The 23576-nt window shown below is 43.2% G+C and carries 13 protein-coding genes, 2 tRNA genes and 1 pseudogene; 2 read left to right on the top strand and 14 right to left on the bottom strand.

The genetic code is table 11. The features are described 5' to 3' along the window. Positions 1 to 548: 548 nt before the first annotated feature. The 10 genes from G4P69_RS21065 to G4P69_RS21020 all read right to left on the bottom strand — a co-directional run bounded on the left by G4P69_RS21065 (position 549) and on the right by G4P69_RS21020 (position 18668). Positions 549 to 2090 carry a protein kinase domain-containing protein gene (locus tag G4P69_RS21065; protein WP_208338857.1) on the bottom strand — a complete coding sequence of 514 codons (1542 nt, stop codon included), beginning with the start codon at positions 2088 to 2090 and terminating at the stop codon, positions 549 to 551. Positions 2091 to 2120: 30 nt separating this feature from the next. Beyond that, positions 2121 to 2546: a universal stress protein gene (locus G4P69_RS21060; RefSeq protein ID WP_208338856.1), complete on the bottom strand. Its 426-nt coding sequence runs from the start codon at positions 2544 to 2546 to the stop codon at positions 2121 to 2123. 139 nt (positions 2547 to 2685) lie between these two features. Further along, positions 2686 to 3987 carry a histidinol dehydrogenase gene (gene hisD, locus G4P69_RS21055; RefSeq protein WP_208338855.1) on the bottom strand — a complete coding sequence of 434 codons (1302 nt, stop codon included), beginning with the start codon at positions 3985 to 3987 and terminating at the stop codon, positions 2686 to 2688. A 500-nt stretch (positions 3988 to 4487) separates the two neighbouring features. Continuing rightward, positions 4488 to 8567, bottom strand: coding sequence for a DNA-directed RNA polymerase subunit beta'' (locus tag G4P69_RS21050; RefSeq protein ID WP_208338854.1), 4080 nt, complete (start codon positions 8565 to 8567; stop codon positions 4488 to 4490). A 100-nt stretch (positions 8568 to 8667) separates the two neighbouring features. Next, positions 8668 to 10545 carry a DNA-directed RNA polymerase subunit gamma gene (locus tag G4P69_RS39990; protein ID WP_208338853.1) on the bottom strand — a complete coding sequence of 626 codons (1878 nt, stop codon included), beginning with the start codon at positions 10543 to 10545 and terminating at the stop codon, positions 8668 to 8670. A 184-nt stretch (positions 10546 to 10729) separates the two neighbouring features. Next, positions 10730 to 14125: a DNA-directed RNA polymerase subunit beta gene (gene rpoB / locus G4P69_RS21040; RefSeq protein ID WP_208338852.1), complete on the bottom strand. Its 3396-nt coding sequence runs from the start codon at positions 14123 to 14125 to the stop codon at positions 10730 to 10732. Positions 14126 to 14819: 694 nt separating this feature from the next. After that, positions 14820 to 15605, bottom strand: a complete 786-nt coding sequence (locus G4P69_RS21035; RefSeq protein ID WP_208338851.1) for a TatD family hydrolase — start codon at positions 15603 to 15605, stop codon at positions 14820 to 14822. Positions 15606 to 15650: 45 nt separating this feature from the next. Then, the gene (gene rpsT, locus G4P69_RS21030) at positions 15651 to 15956 is read right to left on the bottom strand and encodes a 30S ribosomal protein S20 (protein ID WP_208338850.1); all 306 of its coding nucleotides are present in this window, start codon (positions 15954 to 15956) and stop codon (positions 15651 to 15653) included. A 473-nt stretch (positions 15957 to 16429) separates the two neighbouring features. Beyond that, on the bottom strand, positions 16430 to 17164 hold the full coding sequence (locus tag G4P69_RS21025; RefSeq protein WP_208338849.1) for an amino acid ABC transporter ATP-binding protein: 735 nt from the start codon (positions 17162 to 17164) through the stop codon (positions 16430 to 16432). Position 17165: 1 nt separating this feature from the next. Continuing rightward, positions 17166 to 18668 (bottom strand): ABC transporter substrate-binding protein/permease, encoded by a 1503-nt coding sequence (locus tag G4P69_RS21020; RefSeq protein WP_208351011.1) that lies wholly within the window; start codon positions 18666 to 18668, stop codon positions 17166 to 17168. A gap of 253 nt (positions 18669 to 18921) precedes the next feature. Here G4P69_RS21020 and G4P69_RS21015 point away from each other — a divergent pair, with 253 nt between their 5' ends. After that, the gene (locus G4P69_RS21015; protein ID WP_208338847.1) at positions 18922 to 19785 is read left to right on the top strand and encodes a sulfite exporter TauE/SafE family protein; all 864 of its coding nucleotides are present in this window, start codon (positions 18922 to 18924) and stop codon (positions 19783 to 19785) included. A gap of 599 nt (positions 19786 to 20384) precedes the next feature. Continuing rightward, the gene (locus tag G4P69_RS21010) at positions 20385 to 20621 is read left to right on the top strand and encodes a hypothetical protein (RefSeq protein ID WP_208338846.1); all 237 of its coding nucleotides are present in this window, start codon (positions 20385 to 20387) and stop codon (positions 20619 to 20621) included. Here the strand turns inward: G4P69_RS21010 and G4P69_RS21005 are convergent. The 4 genes and pseudogenes from G4P69_RS21005 to G4P69_RS20990 all read right to left on the bottom strand — a co-directional run. Continuing rightward, positions 20613 to 20684 (bottom strand) — tRNA-Thr (locus tag G4P69_RS21005). The genes G4P69_RS21010 and G4P69_RS21005 overlap by 9 nt on opposite strands. Before the next feature lie 12 nt (positions 20685 to 20696). Further along, positions 20697 to 20779, bottom strand: a tRNA-Tyr gene (locus tag G4P69_RS21000). Positions 20780 to 20920: 141 nt separating this feature from the next. Continuing rightward, the gene (locus G4P69_RS20995) at positions 20921 to 22729 is read right to left on the bottom strand and encodes an ABC transporter ATP-binding protein (protein ID WP_208338845.1); all 1809 of its coding nucleotides are present in this window, start codon (positions 22727 to 22729) and stop codon (positions 20921 to 20923) included. A 151-nt stretch (positions 22730 to 22880) separates the two neighbouring features. Beyond that, positions 22881 to 23441, bottom strand: a pseudogene (locus G4P69_RS20990) (DUF6816 family protein); the annotation flags it as partial. Positions 23442 to 23576 lie beyond the last annotated feature (135 nt).

Genomic DNA, 23576 nt, shown 5'->3' with positions numbered 1-23576 from the left:
CGCTTCCCGATAACTTAGTAACAAGGCACGCGAGAAGGGTTAGCTACTATGCGTAGAGAAGCAGATTCGTGGACAGTCTCCCTAGGAAGAAGTCCTAAATGCTTCTTTATGAGCCAAGCTTAAAAACTCCTCTTTTAAAGGCTCACCTTTTAAAATGTATCTCAGATGCCTAGATAAATATCGCTGTATCTGCCTTATATCTAACAGATTGAATGGAAAATAGGATCTAGCATATTTTATGCAACAGAAATGCGCATTTTATGATGAAATTGAGCGAGACAGGTTTTAAAGACAGAAAAGCACAACAAATTTGAATGCTAATGCGACAAAAACAATGTAGCTTTAACATTATATGTCAATACTTACAGCAGTTTTAACCTAAATGAACCACACCGTTTGTAAGGGCGCAAGGCCGCAGCGCCCCTACGACTGTGGTCTAATTACCTGAAAATTGCTGTAACTTATAAAATTTACTGGATTTTCACAATACCACAAACTTCTGTTAAAGTAAATGCGTGCAGGTGCTTTAAGCCCTGGCGCCTCTTTCTTTAATTTTTTTTAAAATACCTTCGATTGTAACGATCTTGATAAGCATTAATATACTCAACATTTTGTTGTTCTAATGCTGATAGCAAATTTAAGTTATCAAATTCCTCTGGCGAATATAGCGGCTTGTACCACAGCTGATTCTTAAAGTAAACCTGTAAATCACGAGTATTAAAACGGCGACCGTGTTTTGCAAAAATCGAATTTCGCATGATATCGAGTTCAAAACCGTCTTTTTCATCTAAATCTACATCCGTGACGGCTCTTTCTGATAGCCAAGAATATTTGTTTACACGCAATCTAGATACATAAGATGTAGATTTTGGGGTTGCTATTTGTTGAGATGTTGTGGCTGTAGAAGTAGATGGTGTGAATTGGGGTGTTACTATTTGTTGAGATGTTGTAGCTGTAGAAATAAACGGTGTGGGTTTAGGAGTTGCTATTTGTTGAGATATTTTAGTTGGTGGTTCAACTGTTGGTGAAGCTGTCTGCTTTGCTACTGGCTCTGAAGATTTCGTTAACAAAATACCAACAATTACAGATGCACCGATTAAGCCTCCAGCGATTGCACTTCCCATCAGGATAGTATTTCGATTATTTCCTTGAGTAGTAATGGATGTGGTGAAGTTTCCTGTGTGTTTAGAGACAACTGTAGTCGCTTGGCTTATAACTGGTGACTGTACTTGAGTTGATTGAATGGGCTGTGGTGGTTGTATGAGTTTGGTATTTGCTAAGCCATCAACAGCGTTGAGCATTTCGTTAGCGCTACTAAAGCGATCGCGTGGATGAAAGGCGATCGCGCGATCAATCACTGTTGCTAGTGTTGATCTCATATCCGAAGTCTGAGAGTGCCAAACAATTTCACCGGTACGGGAGTCTGTTTGTAATTCTTGGGGTTGTTTTCCCGTCAAAAGATAAATTGCTGTGACACCTAAACTATATAAGTCACTTGAATAGATTGGTCTACCTGCTGCTTGTTCACTGGGCATATACCCAGGTGTTCCAATGACTATTGAGCTTGTGAGACTACCTTGAGAATTAAGTACTGTACCCATTGCTTCGCGAACTGCACCAAAATCAATCAGTACTGGTTTTCCATCTCGGTGTCGCAAAATAATGTTATCCGGCTTGATATCACGGTGAACGATATGCTTACTGTGTACATACTCTAGTACTGGTAATAAACTTACCAATATTTCTTGAACAGCCGTTTCACTATATATTCCCTGCCGTTTAAGTTTCGCTGTTAGCGTGTCGCCTTCAATCCACTCTTGAACTAAGTAAAACTGGTCGTTTAACTGAAAATAAGCATACAGAGTGGGAATTTGATCATGACTTCCCCCTAGTTCTTCCAAAATAGCTGCTTCTCTTCCAAATCGCTCTTGCACTAATTGATAAATTTGAGGGTTGTGGTGAATAGGTTTGAGCTGCTTAACGACACAGCGACGATTGGAGGGCATTTGGGTATCTTCTGCTAAGAAAGTTTCACCAAATCCACCGCTTCCCAGAGTGCGAATAACCCGATAGCGATTGTTTAGCAGCATTTACATAATTGACGCTTGTAAGATTGATTGTTAATTTGGCTTAACCACTAACACAGAACAATTGGCATCTTCAACGACTTGGCTACTGACAGAACCCTGCACAATTCTATTCATGCCAGTTAAACCACGACTACCTATAACAATCAAGTCAGCTTTATAAATATTAGCAAGGCGGACAATTTCTTCCGCCGGATCACCAGTTACTAGCTCTAATTGACTTTCTACGGGCAATTGATTTTGGTAGGATTGTAGCTGTTTTTCAACTTGTAAATAAGATAAGGCTGGTGTCTCTATATGAGGACGATCAGCAGGTAATTCTATTTGGGACTCTGACGTGGAAAATACATGACTAAGAACAACTTTGCAGTCTTCTGGCAAAGCCAGTTCCTGCAAAGTCTCAATTACTTTATCCGCGATATCAGTATCGTCTAGAGCTACCAAAATATTCTTTAACACTGCTCTCCTCTCTTCAACAGTAGACTTCTTACATAAGTAATAGATAAAGGTGATTGGCTGTGAAACCAATCGTAACCAAGCAGGAAAATTAGTTTGAAGTTATAAACTAAGTTTTACCAAATATATTAAGAATTTCAAACTAATCTTCTTTTTGAACTCGGCGTCTGACTGAATCAGCATGGGAGGGTAAACCTTCGGATGTTGCTAGTATGTCTATTGCACCAGCAACCTTTTCCAAAGCTGTTTGGGAGTATTGGATGATGCTGGAATGTTTCAAGAACGTTTCAACACTTAATGCTGAAGCATAACGAGCAGCACCAGAAGTTGGTAAGGTATGATTTGGGCCTGCCAAATAATCTCCTACTGCTTCTGGGGTAGAATACCCTAAGAAAATAGCACCTGCATGACGGATTTGGGGTAATAGAGCCCAAGGATCTTCTATTTCCAACTCCAAATGTTCAGGAGCAAATTCGTTTGATAACTCGGCAGCAGCTTGAAGCGATTCTACAATCACAATCAAGCCATAGTGAGCGATCGCTTTCTCTGTATCTAGCCGACGGGGATGATCAATAAGTTGTCTTTCCACCGCGACTTGTACATTTTTCGCCAAAGCTGGATCTGTAGTTAGCAGTATAGCTGCTGCCATTGGGTCATGTTCTGCTTGTGCTAACAAGTCAGCAGCAACGTGTACTGGATTTGCTGTTTCGTCAGCAATAATCAGTACCTCACTCGGTCCTGCTAAAGAATCGATACCTACTGTACCGTAAACCAGTTGCTTAGCGAGAGTAACATAAATGTTGCCGGGCCCAGTGATAACATCTACTTTAGGAATTGTTTGTGTACCGTAGGCTAAAGCGCCGATTGCTTGCGCGCCTCCGACACGGTAGATTTCTTGTACTCCGGCTTCTTGGGCTGCTACTAACACAGCTGGTTCAATTGACTTTCCAGATCTTGGTGGTGTTACCATAACTATACGCGGTACACCTGCCACAACGGCTGGAATTGCGTTCATGAGTACTGTGCTTGGATAAGCAGCACGACCACCGGGTACATATAACCCTGCTCGATCCACGGGATTATAGCGCTTGCCTAGTACAACATCATCATCACCAAAGTGTACCCAGCTTTTTGGTACGCGCTGGCGATGAAAAGCCTCTATTTGACGGCAAGCAAGTCGGATTGCTCCAAGCAATTCCTTAGATACCTGTTGATAGGCAGCATCTAGTTCTGACCCTGTGACGCGCAGTTCTTCTGCGTTGAGACTTTGTTTATCAAATTCAGCTGTGTAGTGTAACACAGCTTGATCTCCTTGGCGCTTCACAGCTTGCAACACTTCCCGCACTGTTGCTTGTTTGTGAAGAACCTGTTCGTCATGGGTGCGATCGCAGATCCGTTGTAGTTCTGCTCTGACGTCTGCCTGCTGAGTAATAATTCGCAGCATGGGGTAAAGACAATGCCAAATGAAAGAAAATTCTTGAATGAGAATCAGTTTTGCTCTTTACCTCAAGAGGTGCAAAGTTAATCGTGACTCTCTTCTCTAGCTTAACCTGGATTTTTTTGATACTTCCATAACTTTCTGCATATGGTTGGCTTGAGAAGGCTGATAAATTGTTCGTTCCTACTTGTTTTTTGGCTTATCTTTATTAAGGATAACCTATGGATAACTCAGTAGATACTAAGTGTGTTAAGGCACACCACCCTTTTGCCCCACCCCCAAACCTCTGCTTGGATTGTGTTTAATTACAATTTTTAGATATGTAATATTATTCTACACAAAAACGGGGATGTTGGGCAATGGGCATGGGGCAACGGTCGCTTCGCTCCAATTCAAAAGTCAAAAGTTAAAATTCAAAATTTTTGACTTTTGACTTTTGACTTTTGACTTCCCTGTTCGCGCAGCGTCTCCCTTGGGAGAAGGGGCTGCTCCCTACTCCCTGCTACTTAATCCATATCGTCATCGTCGTCGTAATCATCGTCGCCGTCGCCGTCGTCGTCGTAATCTTCCTCATCTGGAAATTCGCTTAATTCATCGGCGATGAGTTCATCTTCATCATCCAACACTGACCGTTCTACACGTCTAGAACCAAATCCTGGTTCACCCAAAGTAGGTTGTTGAGAGTCAACCAAATTATAAGTGCGGGCTGTGCGGTCATCTAGCACCATATCGAGTGGATCATCAACTTCGTCCAAGATACCAGTACTCATATCCGTAGCATAATCATCGATAGCTCCTGGTTCTTCATACGCGTTGAAACCGGTACCAGCAGGAATTAAGCGTCCAATAATTACGTTTTCTTTCAAGCCGCGCAACCAGTCGGATTTACCTTCGATTGCAGCTTCAGTCAGGACACGTGTTGTTTCTTGGAATGATGCAGCAGAAATAAAGCTATCTGTGTTCAAGGATGCTTTTGTAATACCCAGCAGTACCGGAGTGTATTGTGCTCGGGCACCACCGGTAATAGCCATAGCTTCATTGACTTGCTCAATTTGGCGTAACTCCACCAACTCACCAGGCAACATAGTAGTGTCACCACCATCATCCACTCGTACTTTCGAGGTCATCTGGCGCACAATCACTTCAATGTGCTTGTCGGCAATATCAATACCTTGAGACTGGTAAACCGACTGTACTTCGTTCACTAAGAACGTTTGTACTTTTTGCAGAGCATGGCTAGCACAGGCATAAACACCGTCTTCAGAACCCAAGTTGAAGAAGAGTTCTAAAATTTCATGGGGGTTGGAAGGACCATCGGTTATCATTTGTCCTGCTTGGATTTGTGCTCCATCTGGAACTATCAAATTTTGTCCAGGGCCAATTTGATAATCTGTGACTACCCCATTAGATTCTAGAATTTTAACGGCGATCGCTTCATCACCATCTCCATAAACAACCTTGACTTCTCCTGAGCGACGTGCTAACACACAAGCTTCTTTCGGTTTACGAGCTTCCAACAGTTCTTCAATTCTGGGTAACCCTTGGATAATATCTCCAGTCTTAGCGCGCTCAAACACAAGTAACACCAAATTATCACCGCGTTGCACCAAATCACCATCTTCTATTTGCAACACAGCGCCTGGGCTCACCCGGTAAGGACGACCAACACGAAGAGCGATCTTCCAAGAAGCTGAGGGAGCTAGAGAACTTTGATTACCTTCCCTTGTATCATTGTTTTCCTGTCCCTTAATTGACACAACTTGCCCAGATTCTTCAGCAAACACTCCAGGAGCAACTTCTGCACCCTCTACCAACAAATCACCTACCTTCACCTTTGGCTTAACGTTGGTAGTTGTTGAGATCATATCGCTATGGCGCAATACCAAGCAGCGACGAACTGCCTCACTACCTCGTTGCACACCCCGCACAATACCCCCTTCCTTGGATAAGATTTGAGTACGTGCAACTACAGATCCGGGAGCAATTGTGTCCCCGTCCTGTACTTCTAAGGTTGTATGGGTACTACCTTGTGTAGCGTCAGCAGTGATATCTCGGCGAACTACTAAGGATTCTAAAATCACCAGTTGTAAGCGTTGAACTTCTGGATCATCGGTATCAGGTACTAATTCAATATCTGCTGCTAGAGGAGAAGCATTGTGGTCTTGTTCGCCTTCTTGATCAATTTCCAGTACTAATTGAGTACGCAGAAGTTCGACACCTTCAACAGACTTAACCCGCTCAGAATCTTTATAAGGTAGCCGTTGTACTGCGCGTAACTGAATTGAACGTCCAGTTTGTTGACTAACCGAAGTTGTTGATGGTAGATCAGGATTGCTTGGCACAGTAAACTCAAATACAGATCGGCTGAGAATTGCTGGACCTTCTGGAGACTCTACATACTCGATGTAGCGTAACTCTGTAGCAACTTGCCCTAAAAATTCCTCACCAGGCTGAAGCAGAGTTCCATCCCTGCCTATGACTGCTTCTGGATCATCTATCATTAGCAGTTCACCTGGTTTAATCACCACTTCTCGAAGGATGTCGTTTTTCTGGGTCACTTCTACTACACCACTGGTTTGGCAGAAGATATCCTTCACAACTTCGGTACCAGCTTCTACAAACTGACCATCTTCTACGAGCAACAAGGAGATATCTTTATTGACTTCGTGGGTTTCTTCAGGAATCCAGAGTAAAGATCCTCCCTGTACAACTTCGTAGCCCAGTTTGGCTTTACCTTTTTTCTGAACTTCAACACCAGCGTACTTCAGCAATCCACCAGTGGTTGTGCGATAGCGGTCATCGATTAACTCAGCTACTACCTGACCATTTTGAACTTTAGTACCTGGTGCTGCTCTTAAGTTAAAAACCTGGTTATTTCCCGTAGAGACTAGGTAATTATTGCGACCTTGAGAGCTTTGAACCGTCACTGTGGCTTGGTCTAATACGACTGAAGCTGTGATAATTTCAATTTCTCTTGTGCTCTTACCTGGGGTTGCTTCTGGTAAACGTACCACACCACCATGTAAAGTTGTTAACTTGGTTTCTGCTAATACCCCATTGGTAGTTACAGTATCGCCATTCTTAACGACTAACTCTGAGCCTGGTGGTAAGTTATAAACTTCGCCTGATAGAATCCAAATCAAACCACCGCGTGCTGCTGTAGTTGTTGTGTTACCTTGGCGGTCAGTTTTTTGCTCAGCAATTACATCAGAAAACTTAACTTCGCCTGCCAAGTCAGTGGCTACATCCTTAACCGCTTTTTCTGTGTTAGCGCGGGTTGTACGTCCACCAAGAGCAACTTCCGCTATCAGCTGACCTTGTTTTACCGGTTGTTTATCAACGATATATAGTGTTGAAGCTTGGGTTACCCCAATTTCTATTGGTTTTGCGTCTTTACCTTCTGCTGGATCTAAAAAGATAGTGCCGTTAGCTTCTACATACAAGGAATCTTCACCGTGGCGGGTTCGATATGGTCTTGTGCGTGTTTTTGGTCCAAATCGAATGGTACCATCCACGTCAGCACGAACTTGTTTTGCAACTTCACCAGTAAACACACCACCTGTGTGGAACGTCCGCATGGTTAGCTGGGTTCCTGGTTCACCGATACTTTGTGCGGCAATAATACCAACTGCTTCGCCTAGATCCACCATTTTGGCGTGTGCTAAACTCCAACCATAGCAGTGTTGGCAAACAGAACGCGCTGCTTCACAAGTTAGGGGCGATCGCACAACCACCTCATTCACCCCAGCTTTTTGAATCTCCAGTGATAATTCTTCTGAAACTGGTGTGTTACGGGCAGCAATGACTTCTCCAGTCACGGGATGAACAACGTCAACAGCTATGACTCTTCCGTGCAGCCTTGTAGCTAGAGGAATCAAAACCTTGCCGCCCTCTGTCATGGATTTTAGAGGAATCCCTCTAGTAGTTCCGCAATCGAACTCACGAATAATCACGTCTTGCGATACGTCCACCAAACGGCGAGTGAGATAACCTGAGTCTGCCGTTCTTAAGGCGGTATCTACCAAGCCTTTTCTTGCACCGTAAGAAGAGATAATGTATTCTGTTACCGTCAGCCCTTCACGGAAATTAGTTTTAATTGGTAAGTCAATAATTTCCCCTTGAGGGTCTGCCATCAGTCCGCGCATTCCTACCAATTGGCGAACCTGAGAAATATTACCCCTTGCCCCAGAGTTTTGCATCATGTAAACTGAGTTCAAGGGATTCGTTTTCTTAAAGTAGCTGACCACTTCATCTTTTAAAGCTTCACTGGTACTATTCCAAGTGTCGATAACTTTTTGGAAACGCTCAACTTCAGTGATTTCCCCTCTTTGGTAACGGGCTTCAGTTGCACGAATTTCTTCTTCCGCAGCTTCCAAGAGCGATCGCTTACTTGGTGGAACCATTAAATCGTCAATACTAATAGATACACCCGCTTTGGTGGCGTAGCGAAATCCCAAATCTTTCAGCTTATCCGCCATTACTGCCGTGCGCGCCGTACCATAATGCGTAAACGACCAAGCAATCAAATTTCTCAGTTGACCTTTGCCAACTATACGATTGCGAAAAATCAATTTTTCATTAGTCATAGTTGATAGTCCTTATATTTATGAGCATGGGGCATGGGGCATGGGGCATGGGGCATGGGGCATCCTGTACCCCTATGCCCTATGAGCTATGCGCTATGCCCTAACTAGCTATTGCCTCAAGAATCGCCTTGTTATAAATAACGCGACCTGGGGTTGTACGTATATACTGAGAAATTAAATTTCCCTGGGCATCTTCTCGGACACGGCGGAAGTTATACAGCACAGTTCGGGTACCATCGCTATTTTCTTCAATCTTTATAGGCTCTGTATCCGGCTGATCTGTTTCTACATCTCCATCAAAGCGCACGTAAATAAAAGCGTGTAGCTCAATTTGTTGCTGCTCATAGGCTATAATTACGTCGTCTAGAGAAGCAAAGTAGCGTCCTGCGCCCTTAGTTGCATTCGGGTTTTCTGCTGTTAAGTAATATGCTCCCAAGACCATATCTTGGCTAGGTGTAATGATGGGCTTACCTGTAGCAGGCGATAATATGTTGTTAGAAGCCAGCATCAGTAACCGCGCTTCAGCCTGACTTTCTAATGATAGTGGTACGTGTACCGCCATTTGGTCACCGTCAAAGTCAGCGTTAAACGCTGGACATACTAACGGGTGTAATTGAATGGCTCTCCCTTCTACCAAAATTGGTTCAAAAGACTGAATACCTAAACGGTGCAGTGTAGGTGCTCGGTTTAGTAAAACTGGGTGTCCTTCAATGACTTCTTCTAGAACATCCCAAACGCTGGGATCAGATCTAGATATCAACTTTTTCGCAGCTTTGATGTTATTCACCATCCCACTGCGAATAAGACGATTGATTACAAACGGTTGAAATAGTTCAATCGCCATTTCTCGTGGTAAACCACATTGGTGAATTTTCAGCTTTGGTCCAACTACAATAACTGAACGTCCAGAGTAGTCAACCCGTTTACCCAACAAGTTTTGCCGGAAACGTCCTTGCTTACCTTCAATAATGTCTGACAAAGATTTCAGTGGTCGGTTATTCGCCCCTACAACTGTTCGTCCCCGACGACCATTGTCAATTAATGCGTCTACAGCTTCTTGAAGCATCCGCTTTTCGTTACGAACAATAATCTCAGGAGCCAGAATTTCTTGCAGGCGCGCTAGACGATTATTACGGTTAATAACCCGACGATATAAATCATTCAAATCACTGGTAGCGAACCGTCCACCATCCAGCTGCACCATTGGGCGCAGATCTGGAGGAATGACAGGAATGACACTCATTACCATCCACTCTGGTTTAGAGCCAGTAGCAATAAAGTTGTCAATGACTCGCAGCCGCTTAATTAACTTGGCACGCTTTTGACCTTTAGCGACTTGAATTTCTTCGCGCAAGTTTTCTGCTTCTTGCTCCAAGTTAATATCACCAAGCAACCTGAGCAGTGCTTCAGCACCAATACCTACCTCTACTCCCTGTAGCTGAGAATCTTCGCTATAAATCTGGTCTTCTATTTCCAGCCACTGATCCTCACTAAGAAGCTGCTTGTATGTTAAGGTTTCAGCATTACCAGGGCTAAGAACAACATAGGAATTGAAATAAACTATCTGCTCAACATCTCGCAAGGGCATATCTAGCAAGATGGAAATATAGCTGGGGATCCCTTTGAGATACCAAACGTGAGCAACGGGTGCAGCGAGTTTTATATAACCCATACGGTGGCGGCGTACCCGTGACTCAGTCACTTCCACACCACAGCGTTCGCAAACAATACCTCTGTGACGGACTCGCTTATACTTACCACAGTGGCATTCCCAATCCTTAGCTGGACCAAAGATGCGCTCACAGAATAAGCCATCCATTTCCGGCTTCAAGGTTCGGTAATTTATTGTCTCTGGTTTGGTAACTTCACCTACCACCTGACCGTTGGGTAAAGTCCTTTCACCCCATTGGCGAATACGTTCTGGTGATGCCAAGCCGATTTTAACGTAGTCGAACTGATTCGTTTGGGCGGGTCTCATCTGTTTAGTTTTGACTTCTAGGTTATGACTTTTTAAGCAACACGAGCTTGTAAGCAGTGTTTGTGTGAGTATTCAGTTGTTTGGGCATGGGGCACGGGACATGGGGCATGGGAGCAGGGGAGGCAGATGAACGAGTGAATACTCAGTCATTATTCGCATTGCCCTATGCCCTATGCCCATTCCCCTATTCCTCTTCTTCCAGCGAGTCGCGGGAAAGAGATTCATAAGTTGGGCGCGGAGGTGTGCGACGGTTACCTTGATCTGCCATTAAATCGACTTCCGCATCTAAGGAACTACCATCAGCTTGTGTCTCTACTTTGTGGACAGCAATATCCAAGCCAAGTGATTGCAGTTCTCGCATTAACACTTTGAAGGATTCTGGTGTACCAGGGCGAGGAATCGCTTTACCTTTGACGATCGCATTCAGCGCTTCATTTCGTCCCTGCATATCGTCTGATTTTACTGTCAGCAACTCCTGTAAAGTGTAAGCTGCGCCAAAAGCTTCCAATGCCCACACTTCCATTTCTCCAAATCGCTGACCACCTTGCTGTGCTTTACCACCTAGAGGCTGTTGAGTTACCAATGAGTATGGTCCTGTAGATCTGGCATGGATCTTGTCGTCAACTAAGTGTACTAGCTTCAACATATAAGCCACACCTACGGTAATAGGTCTATCAAAAGGCTCCCCAGTACGACCGTCATACACTACGACCTTACCAGGTTGATCTGGGTTATAGATCCAGTCCTTGCCTGTTTCTTCTCTTGCTTCTAGTAACTTACCGTGTACGATGCTCCGAGACGACTCATCACCGTACATTTCATCAAATGGTGTTAACTTAAAGCGTACCCCTAAGTTATAACCAGCCCATCCCAAAAGACATTCAAACACCTGCCCGACGTTCATCCGGCTTGGTACACCTAGGGGGTTAAGTACGATATCTACTGCTCTACCATCTGGTAAATACGGCATATCCTCTATCGGCAATATCCGAGAAATAATCCCTTTATTCCCGTGGCGTCCTGCCATTTTGTCGCCTACTTGGATCTTGCGCTTTTGTGCGACGTAGACACGAACTACCATGTTGGCTCCTGGCGGTAGTTCATCACCTTGTTCACGAGTAAACAAGCGCACATCAACCACGCGACCTTTTTCACCGTTGGGTACACGTAGAGAGTTGTCTCTCACATCTCGGGCTTTTTCACCGAATATCGCCCGCAAGAGTTTTTCTTCTGGTGGTTGATCCGATTCACCTTTAGGAGTGACTTTTCCTACGAGAATATCTCCTGCTTCTACCCATGCCCCAATGCGGATAATACCTTGTTCGTCAAGCTGGCGTAGAGCATCTTCCCCTACGTTGGGAATTTCTCTGGTGATTTCTTCTGGACCAAGTTTTGTTTGTCTTGCCTCGATTTCATATTTTTCAATGTGAATTGAGGTGTAAACATCATCTTGTACTAGCTTTTCTGAAATCAAGATCGCGTCTTCGTAGTTGTAGCCTTCCCAAGGCATATAGGCGACGACAATATTTTGTCCTAGCGCCAATTCACCACCTTCGGTTGATGAGCCATCAGCTAGCACTTGCCCAGTAACTACCCGTTCTCCCACCCTAACTAGGGGTTTTTGGTTGAGACAGGTATCTTGGTTAGAACGTTGGTACTTGGACAGTGTGTACCTAATTTCCCTTTCTGGTGTGGTGGGCTTGGGAGAATAATCGCGCGCTATGGAATTTTCTCCTGACGGTAGTTCTCCACCTTGTGAGTGTTCACGTTGTTCCTCAAGGACTTTTGTACGAGGACGTACACGAATTTCTGTGGCGTCTACATAAGTCACTTCACCATCAGTACGGGACACAATCACCATCCCTGAGTCGCGCGCACCTTGTGCTTCTAACCCGGTTCCTACCAAAGGACGCTCTGGTTTTAACAAAGGAACTGCTTGCCTTTGCATGTTCGATCCCATGAGCGCGCGGTTAGCGTCATCATGCTCCAGGAATGGAATCATGCTTGTAGCAACAGATACAATCTGAACTGGTGAAACTGCGATATAGTCGACTTGTTCTGGGGTTGTTGTAGAAAATTCTTGACGATAGCGTACTGGTACTTGTGGTCCAATTAAGTAGCCGTTTTCATCGGTTGGCGCGTCGCCCGCAGCAACTCTTAAGTCGTCTTCTTCATCGGCAGTCATGTACGCTGGAGCTATGTCATATCTTACACGTCCATTGTCTACGGGTCGGAATGGAGTTTCTAAGAATCCGTATTGGTTTACACGCGCATGTGTTGCCAATGAACCAATCAAACCAGCGTTGGGACCTTCTGGTGTTTCAATTGGGCAAATGCGTCCGTAGTGCGAAGGATGGATATCTCGCACAGCAAAGCCTGCTCGTTCACGGGTTAAACCACCAGGACCAAGGGCGGAAAGACGGCGTTTATGGGTCAGTTCTGCCAAAGGATTGGTCTGATCCATAAACTGCGATAACTGGCTGGAGCCGAAGAATTCCTTAATTGCAGCTACTAAGGGTTTGGGGTTGACTAAGGATGCTGGGGTTAATACTTCAGCATCAGATACGGTCATCCGTTCCCGAATAATCCGCTCAAGTCGGTTTAACCCTACCCTTACTTGGTTTTGCAGCAATTCGCCTACGCTTCTGACGCGACGGTTACCCAAGTGGTCGATGTCATCAGTGCTACCGATGTCATATTCGAGGTTGATCAGATAATCGACTGCTGCTAAGATATCTGTGGGAGTCAAAACCCTTGTTGTTTCTGGTACTTGCAGGCGCAATTTTTTGTTGAGCTTGTAACGTCCAACACGCCCTAAGTCATAACGTTTAGGGTCGAAAAAGCGCGAGTCAAGCAGCTGTTGTCCACCTAAGACTGTAGGCGGTTCACCCGGGCGCAGTTTTCGATAAAGCTCCATTAGGGCTTCTTCTTCAGAAAACTGACCTTCTTTTTCAATGGTTTTTTGGAAATACTCTGGGTGGCGTTGTGCGTCAAATATTTCGTTATCTGACAAGCCCAAAGCTTTTAAGAGTACTTGTGCTGACAGTTTACGGGTTTTATCAATACGTACCCATACTAAGTCATTACGGTCTGTTTCAAATTTTAGCCATGCACCTCGGTTAGGGATTAAGCTGGCTGAATAAGTACGCCTTCCGTTTTTGTCTATCTCCGACTTGTAGTAAACTCCTGGCGATCGCACTATCTGGTTAACAATAACGCGTTCTGCACCGTTAATGATAAACGTACCGCGATCTGTCATCAGTGGTAGATCGCCGATAAAAACTTCTTGCTCTTTGATTTCTCCGGTTTCTTTGTTAATCAACCGTGTTGGTACATACATTTGCACAGCGTATGTACTATCCCGCCTCTTGGCTTCTTCGACGCTGTACTTTGGCTCTTTTAGTTTATAGTTCTGACCCAAAAAGTGCAGTTCCAGTTTGCCAGTGTAGTCTGTGATCGGACTAAAGGAGTTGAGTTCTTCTATCAGCCCTTCTTCTAAAAACCAGCGAAAACTAGCACGCTGGATTTCTATCAAGTCGGGCAACAAAAAGGCGGGTTCCATCATTGTTTCGTTAGTCATGCCTCTACCTTTGTTAACCTGGTTAAACTCTTGTCTTGTGTGGGAACTTTTTTCTCCTTACACCATCTGCTTGGAGCAATTACGGGCAAATAGAAAAAATAAACTATTTTTCTTGCATTAAGGGCAAAGATTTTTTTGCCTTCATGGGCAAAAGCCGCCACAATCGTTCTACGATTCTTGCTTTCTGTCTTGCAACTGGCTTATATATTTTGGTTTTTTCAATTCGCCTCCGAAAAAGCGCGCTTTTGGCTACAACGCAGATCTACTATGTATCTTTTGAATCAAGTATCTGTATTTGTACTTGATATGATAGTATCCTAAATAATAGGGAATTAACTACTGAACCTGCTGTTTACTTTTATTTTGGTCGCTTGATGTTAACGGGTGGTGATCGCAAGGGAATTACTTTTAATGAATTTTTATAGTTAAGACGAAGCAACAACCTTTCAGGAGAGTTTCGTTCAAGCTAAATCGAAAGGAGTCGACCTCTACCAGTTATGAGTATCTGTCTGTGGATATCTGAGGGATGATCAAGTGCATGGTAGTTCAACTAAAGCAGTGATGGTTGTTATTGCTTCTTTAAACATTATGACGTAAACAAACTTTTTTTAGAGGACATCATATTACCATCTTTTGTTTTTTCTTGATGTTTATTTTTTTTACAAATTTCCCCATCCCACTATGAAAAACAGCTTTATAGCACCAAACCAAATAACTCACAGGCATTTTGGGTGGTGAGAGCAGCAATCGCTTCTAGTGTCTCTCCCCGCAGACTGGCTATTTTATCAGCTACATAACGAACGTATGCAGGCTCATTGCGCCGTTCCCCTCTTTTCGGTACTGGCGCTAAAAAAGGACAGTCTGTTTCGATTAACAGGCGATCGCTCTTCACCATAGCGGCGGAGTCTTGGATTTGTTTGGCACTCTTGAAGGTAACAGTTCCACTAAAGCTTATGTAAAAGTCTAAATCTAGGAACCATTGAGTTTCTTCTGGTGATCCACTCCAGCAGTGCATCACACCTCGTACACTTTCTCCTTTGAGATTTTTCCATTTTTGCAGGACTTCCCTTACCTCAGCAGCAGCTTCACGGCAGTGAATAATTACTGGTAAACTAAGTGCAGATGCAATTTCTAGCTGGCTCTCAAATACCTTGATCTGTTGTTCAAAGTTTTTTGCTTTGTAAAAATCGAGTCCGGTTTCTCCTATTGCTACTACTTTAGAATCAGAACCAGCTAGAGATTTAATTTCCTCTGCTGTTTGATGATTCCATTTGTCTGCGTCTAGAGGATGTAATCCTACAGCGAAGCTGAGTTCAGGGAATCGGCTAGCTAGAGCTTGTATCTGGTAGAACTCCGATGGCGAAACACAGGAATGTACTAAACGTACTACACCTTCTTGTTGCCATCGCGATCGCACTGTCTCTAAATCTGCCTGAAAAATTTCAAAATTTATATGAACGTGGGTGTCAATTAGCTGCATTTGATTCCCTAATCAAGAAAGACTTTAAGGGCTTCTGAGTGCTAACTATTGTGCAGTTGCTACTGCTGGTTCGTGCGCTTTCAGTTTTTTGGCTAACTTTGACTTTTTCCTTGCTCCATTGTTAGGATGAAGAACACCCCGCTTTACAGCCTTATCTATTTTGCTATAGGCAGCGGACATATGAGAAAGCACTTCTTCCTTTGATTCTGGGCTAGGATTTGCTGCATATTTTTCTACAGCACTAAGGTATTTCTTCATCAGCGTCTTCACTGCTGATTTGTAAGCTTTATTACGCAGTCGGTTACGTTCTGCGATTTCGGCGCGCTTAAGAGCAGACTTTGTATTCGCCACAGTCAGTTCCAACAAATATTATTAAGGACATGTACACACTACTAGAATCCCTACTATAGCATCAATTTTGTAAATGTTAATATCTAAATAAAAATTTTCAATAAAATTTTTTTTGATAACAGACAGAGCCACTACCAAAGATAAGCACAGCAAGTAACATCGCTATCAAGCATTTAACACTATTGCTTAATAGACCTTAACTTCTGCTTTGGATACAACCTTACGAAAATACCGCTTACCGCATCTCCCCAATTTGTGCGTCGCTATTTGGAAGGAGTTACCTTCGTTGCTAACGCCAATTACTCATCTTAAATCCTGAGAACAGACTAGATTACCGCGTCTATTTTCAAGCTAGTAGGTATCCGTTACAGATTTATTCAATTCACGACCTGGACTATCGATCCTAATTTTAGCAGATAGAGAGATGAGTGTACATGTTCAGAGCCAACCAGGTAGAAACTAGTTTAGCGAGGCTAGAGCATTTTTTCCAAAAATTGCTGTGCGCGATCGCTCTTAGGACTACGAAAAAATTCAGTTGGCGTGGTGTCTTCTACTAAATGTCCTTGGCTAAGGAACATAATCCGAGTAGCAGCAACTCTTGCAAACCCCATTTCGTGAGTCACTATCGCCATTGTTATACCTGTTTGTGCTAAAGATTTTATCACATCCAAAACATCTTTCACCGTTTCTGGATCTAAAGCCGAGGTTGGTTCATCAAACAGAATCATCTTAGGTTCCATTGCCAAAGCACGGGCAATGGCGACTCGTTGCTTTTGTCCTCCAGACAACTTCGAGGGGTAAACATCTGCTTTTTCTGCCAAACCCACTTTATTGAGCAACTCCAACCCCTGATATTCAGCCTCGTTTTTATTCACCTTTTTTACCTTAATAGGTGCATAAGTGATATTTTGTAACACGGTCATGTGGGGAAACAGGTTAAAGTGTTGAAACACCATAACCAAATGCTGACGAATTTTAGCAACGTTTATCTGTGGGCTCGTAATTTCAAGATCGTTAAAGTACACTCTTCCACTAGAAGGGCGTTCTAGCAAGTTCATGCATCGTAAAAAAGTTGATTTACCAGAACCACTAGGACCTAGAATAGCAACGGCTTCTCCTTGATAAATCTCCGTAGAAATATCTTTAAGCACTTCGAGCTTACCAAAAGATTTACACAAAAATTCTGTACGAATTACTGCTTGCGTCATATTATTCACTTTGCCTTAACCTTTTTTCCAGTGCAGAAGCACTTTTAGTTAGAGCCATTACCAACACGTAATAAATCAACCCAGCAAACAGCAGAGGTTCAAAGTAGATATATTTATTCGCCCCAACAATTTGAGCACTACGCAATATTTCCACCACCCCTACAGTTGATACCAAAGCAGAGTCTTTCAGTAATCCAATAGTCTCGTTCACTAAAGCGGGTAAAATATTTCTCAATGCTTGGGGTAAAATTACATCCCACATCATTAACCAATAAGGGATACCCATAGATATTGCTGCTTCACTTTGTCCTTTATCTACGGCTTGAATTCCACCTCTGATGGTTTCCGACATATAAGCACCAGAGTTTAAGGTAAAAGTGAACACACCTGCTTGTAATGCTGAAATATCGTAGCCTGTAAGTTGGGGGGTTGCGTAGTAAACTAATGCTAACTGTAACAGCAATGGTGTGCCTCTAAATATGGAAGTGTAGGCATTGGCAAACCATCCTAGTGGTTCAATCGCAGAAATCTTAAATAGAGATAGCACTGTTCCCCAGATTAGACCAAAAAAGACAGATAAACCTGTGAACAATAAAGTTAAAGGTATCCCTTTAAGGATAAAGGGAAGATCCGGGATAATCCTCCTAAAATCTAGATTTAATCCGCCTTGACGAACAGAAGAAGGTGACGAAGCCGCAGCTGCTTGGGAGGCGGTATTTTTCGAGAACCATTTGGTTGCGAGTTTTTGTAGTTCTCCTGTGTCTTTCATTTGCTGAAGAACTTGGTTGAACGGTAGCACGAAGGAAGAACCTTTAGGAAACGCGATCGCGGAACCTGAAACACCAACGCTTGGAATGACGTGAAACTCTAAATCTGGGTTAGACTGAGCAAACCCCCTTGCAACAGAATCTTCTAAAATCGCAGCATCAAGACGTTTAGATTTAATCTCCTGAACTATTTCAGGAACTTTATTAAGTTGCTTTAGCTGAATACCTGGGACTTTTTGGGCAATTTTCTTGGCATTTTGTTCCTGGATTGTTCCTAGTTGAACCCCAACTATTTTCCCTGATAGATCTTGTGGCTGCTTCAAGTTAGCTCCCGTAGGTGCCACAATAGTATCTTTCGCTTCGTAATAGATGATGGAGAAATCAACGTTTTTCTTGCGTTCTTCCGTTGGTGTCATTCCAGCCATGACGAAATCAGCACGATTTGCTTGAAGTGCAGGAATCAACCCGTTAAAATCCGATTCCATCACCTTGAGTTTGACTTGCAGTTGTTTAGCAATAAAATTGGCAATATCAATGTCAAACCCAACAATTCTTCTCTCGCCTCCCTCTGTATTGTAGTACTCGTAAGGAGGATAGTCCGGCGAAGTAACCATTACGAGCGCGTCTTTGCCAACTAATGAAGCAGCTTGTAGAGAATTGCCAATGCCTACAAGGGCAGCTATTGCTACTATCACTATTAATAGTAGGGATAATAGCAATGCTTTTTGTTTCTTCATTGAATGGTTAACAGCACGCTGACGGTGAACAATTGGCTATTAGCGATTTTTAATATAGTAATCTTTAACAAAAGATAAAGTCAAATTATCACCAAGACAAGCCCCCTATCTAAAACCATTACCAGCCTCGCCAGTTTAGACGTTTATCAAAAATTTAAGAGCCAATCTAATTTGAGACTCCACACCTTGATATAGCGGCGTCCAGCTATAATTGATTGAAACAACTGAGGACCAAAACAGGAGTAGAGCGTGAATGTTGTTGGAAACACCTATGGGATGGGGCTTGTTGTTTGTAATAGGAATATTCGCTGGAGTATTATCGGGGTTATTGGGTATCGGTGGTGGACTGTTAATAGTACCCTCACTGACAGTATTGGGAGTCCCTGTAGTGCAGGCAACCGCAACAAGTTTGATAGGAGTGTTTCTCAGCACAACTTCGGGTAGTGCGCGGAATCTCAGTGTGGGCGATTTGAACTGGAAAACGTCGTTAATTCTAGCGTTCTTTGGAGTATTAACAGCACAAGTGGGAGCATGGATTGGCGATCACATACCCGACGCATGGCTTTCTGTGAGCTTCTCTGTTTTACTCCTGGTAACAATCTACTTGATGAACTTGCGCAAACAACTCCAACACAAGGAGTCACAACTCGAAGCTCAAACCCCAGAACTCAGCGATTCCTCCGCACCCGATAATCGCTTTGTTCCACTTGCTGGAATTGGATTGCTAGCTGGTGTCTTATCTGGACTGTTTGGTATTGGTGGTGGAGTAGTGAAGGTGCCGTTGCAGATGTTGTTTTTGGGTGAATCTATTAAAACAGCAGTGAGGACAAGCCTAGGAGCGATCAGTGTAATAGCCGCTTCTGGCTTAGTCCAACATGCCTATAACCATAACGTGCTGTGGATACCTGGGTTATGTTTGGGAATGGGCGGAATGATTGGTGCTCAGGCAGGAACGCGCTTGTTACCCAGGCTTTCCGATCACGCTGTGAATATCTTATTTGTAATTTTTTCGCTTGTGTTATCCGTATACATGGCATCTCATGGTATTTTAGAACTGGCAAGCCACACCAACTCACCCAAGTTGGGTGTTTTAGTTTTCGAGAAACACTTTGCGTAAAGCTTATCCGCTCATTAATGTCTACCCAAAGCTACCCAGAACTAAACATTTTGGGTAGGTGGGGTGAGCGTGCATGACTCAGCCGTAAAAAAGAGTTACCTACCATTTGGTAAGGTTGGCTACGAAAGATAAGTCATGACACCAGGAAATGAACGCTAGTTTCCTGCTCTGTCGGTAACTTCAACTAAAGGCGAGACATCTTAGAAAGCCCTCTGAACTACCATGACAAGCTTATTTTTCATTGTCGAAGCAAACATAACTAAGGACTGGTCAAACCGACCAAAAAACACCGTGAGCAATTACATTTTTTTGATTGATGCCAACAAAACACCGATGAATCCGATTCATCCGGCAGCAACCATCCCTGTTTTGTCACTGTGGCAGTAGTATAATAGGGTACAAACGCTCTGAGCGAGACACAGAGTATGGTACAGCCCCGTCATGCCGCACCAACAGTAAAATTTGTACGAATATTGCCAGTGGGATAAAAACCTGTTTCCAGATGTTAGGAGTTTCGATGCTGTCGTTTAAATCCCTTTATAAGGGAGATCCAATAAATAAAATGCGCCTGCCGTGTCCCATTTATCCCTATCACCTTTATGAAGATTGGCTCTACAACTAGAAATGGTCTTGATAAAGTTGCTCAATTAGATAAATCGGATAAAGACGCTATAGAAGAAAGACTAAAGTATTTTTTTAATTTTCAAGAAAATCCTAGTGATAACTGGTTTGCTCAAAATGCATCTCCAGAACTTTTAAAAAAAGTTTTTAACTATATACCTGAAAATACAAAACCTTCAGCTATTAAGGAACTAATTAACAACTTAAGCCCGTGACGAGGATTGAACTCGTGACCTCACCCTTACCAAGGGTGTGCTCTACCACTGAGCCACACGGGCATTGTTTAAAGGTGGGCCGGGCTAGATTCGAACTAGCGTAGGCGCAAGCCAGCGGATTTACAGTCCGCCTCCATTAACCACTCGGACACCGACCCATGCTGCCCACTTCCAATTATGTTAGCACAAGTTTTTTTAAATGCAAGGGTTTTTTGAAAAAAAATTTGTCACGTGTAAAGGCGACTGGGGATTCGCCAGAAATTCTTTCCCAATCCCCAATCCCCAGTCCCCAATCCCCTTTAACTCAGAAGTTCACCTGTTTCTTGCAGGGAGTGCAGGCGGCTATAAATACCCTCACGGCGAAGGAGTTCATCATGGCTACCTACTTGTGCGATTTTGCCTTGATCTAGAACAACAATCTTATCGGCTTCCCGGACTGTACTTAAACGGTGAGCAATAATAATTGTGGTGCGGGTTCCTTGGAGCGATCGCATTGCCAGTTGAATCATTCTTTCAGACTCGTAATCTAAGCTAGATGTCGCTTCGTCAAAAACCAAAACGTCTGGATTAACTAATAATGCTCTAGCGATCCCGAGACGCTGTCTTTGCCCTCCAGATAGCCTCATACCCCGCTCACCTACAACAGTGTAGTAGCCTGATGGTAGTTGTTGTATGACTTCATCTACTCTGGCTATCCTACAAGCTTCTTCGACTTCTTCAAAACTCACTTGTCTGTTACCGTAAGTAAGATTATCTAAGACAGTGCCGTTAAAAACGTCTACCTCTTGGTGAACAATCCCTAATCTCCGCCGATAACTACCTACATCCAAGGTGCTAATATCTTGACCGTCTATTAAGATCTTTCCTAGATTTGGTTCAAAATAGCGAAACAGTAACTTGACTAAAGTTGATTTCCCAGAGCCAGATCGCCCAACAAGGGCTACGGTTTCATATGGTTCTATCAACAAGTTGATGTTTTCCAAAACAAGGCGATCACTTCCGTAGCCAAAACTCACATGGGAGAATTCCACTTTCCCACTAAACTTATACTGTGCACTACTCTCAAGTACACTAGCTCCATCAACTCCAGATGGCTGCTGCATAAGCTCATGATACCGTACCATCGAAGCATAACGACGGGTAAACACTTCTGCTAGGTTGCTAATTGGTTCTAATTCTGCATAAGCCATATTGGAAATGGTTAAAGTTGTGACGAAATGTCCTAAAGAGATCTCACCTTTGACCGCAGATACTAACAGTAACCCTAGAACTGTAAAGACACAAAATTGAATCGCGGTCTTTTGCCAAGTTCCTAATTTGATGTAACCCAGATGAATTCGGTGATCAAAAACTTTAAACTCCCGGTTAAGGCGTTCTGTTTGCCGTTTCATTTCTAGAGGTTCTGTAGCAAAAGCTTTGACAGTTTTGATGTTAGTGATAATTTCTGAAGTTCGGCTCTGGGTATTTTCCATGTATTTATCTAGCCGTCGTTCTTGCTGGATCATCCGTCTCAAATCTCTAAGCGTTAAGCTAAGAATCCCGATAAAGGAAATGAGAAACACTATAGCGATGCGCCATTCAATTAATAAGATAATTACAAAGATTCCCAAGACTCGTAACAGTTTAGGAATGAGCTGTCCTGCCGCTTCTGGATAAGTCCAAGTGTGATTTTCTAAACCTCTTGCTATTCTCCCTGCAATACGACCAGGGTTATTTTCGTCGTAAAATGCCAGTGGCATTGTCAAGATTTTCTCTATCGTTTTAATGAAGTGGTCACGCCTAGTGCGTAATGCAATATCCCAATGAAACCACCAAGTAGACCAAAGTTGTATTGGTGCTCTGACAACAGTTACTAAGAAAATTAATCCCATCAGCACTGCGAGCGATAGTAACTGATTTTTTGGTAATTGTGTCAAATTTGCAATTTGCCTGATTGTATTATCTATTGCAGGGTCGACTGGTCTTCCAGATAAGATGTTTAAAATTTGGCCAACTGCATAAGGTACAACCAAATCAATGATTTCAAAAGCGCTTCCTGCTGCGATACTAAAGATAGAAATTGCACGATAGCGATGGTAATAGTTGAGAAGGTCTCTAAATTTTGCCATGATGCACCTGTCCAATAGCACGAACCTGTAGCTTTGGGCTGTCACATATTACATTAATACTACAGCACAATCAATAGATAAATGAATAAATCACTCTTTAGGAATAAAGATCGCTAAAAAGAACACTCAATTTATTTGATACAAACTCTGATTAAGTGTCTTTTTTGGTGTTTGTGGGAAAAAATTCTAACCGATAGCGATAAAGTGCAACTGGGCGAGAACCAGCAGTAAAGTAATCTGTATCTTGAGGCGAAAGGTAGACGGCGGTAACTTGATCTGCTTCTATAGCTGGGTTGGATGTAGATAGTTTGTGATAAGCGGTCGTGGATTCTACAATATTGAAGTAAGGAATCGAACTGGCGTTAAACAGTTGTTGAAAAACTTCAGATGTGATGAACTTACTATCTGACAAGGTTTCTGTAGAACGGCCAGTAATAATCGAGACTAACTGGCGATCGCCACGCAGCAGCGTAATTTGACGGTTCGGAGAACTTGGATCTACTTTGACTGATAATACAGCAGAATCACCTAAGTAAGCCCGTGCCAAGTTTAACCCATTAAAAGCCCGGTCAGCAACTACTACATCTGTATTTTTCCAAGGAAACGTATTGAACGCGTAAACATACTGTTGCTTTCGCACAAATCTCACTGGAAAAGAGACAGGCTGGTTGAGATACTGACGATTTCCTTCAAAGCCCGGTGTAATAATGTTCTGAGAAGTTGACACTCCCCGCTCTAAAGAGACGGGGATTCTTAAGACACAAATGCCTTAATATCCTTATCGCTAAGGTTCCCAGGCTCAACGCGTTGACGAGAGCGGCGCGCTGATTTCTCCTTACGTTGTTTC

The sequence above is a fragment of the Aetokthonos hydrillicola CCALA 1050 genome, assembly GCF_017591665.1.
Taxonomy (GTDB): Bacteria; Cyanobacteriota; Cyanobacteriia; order Cyanobacteriales; family Nostocaceae; genus Aetokthonos; species Aetokthonos hydrillicola.
This window is presented reverse-complemented; position numbering and strand designations above follow the sequence as displayed.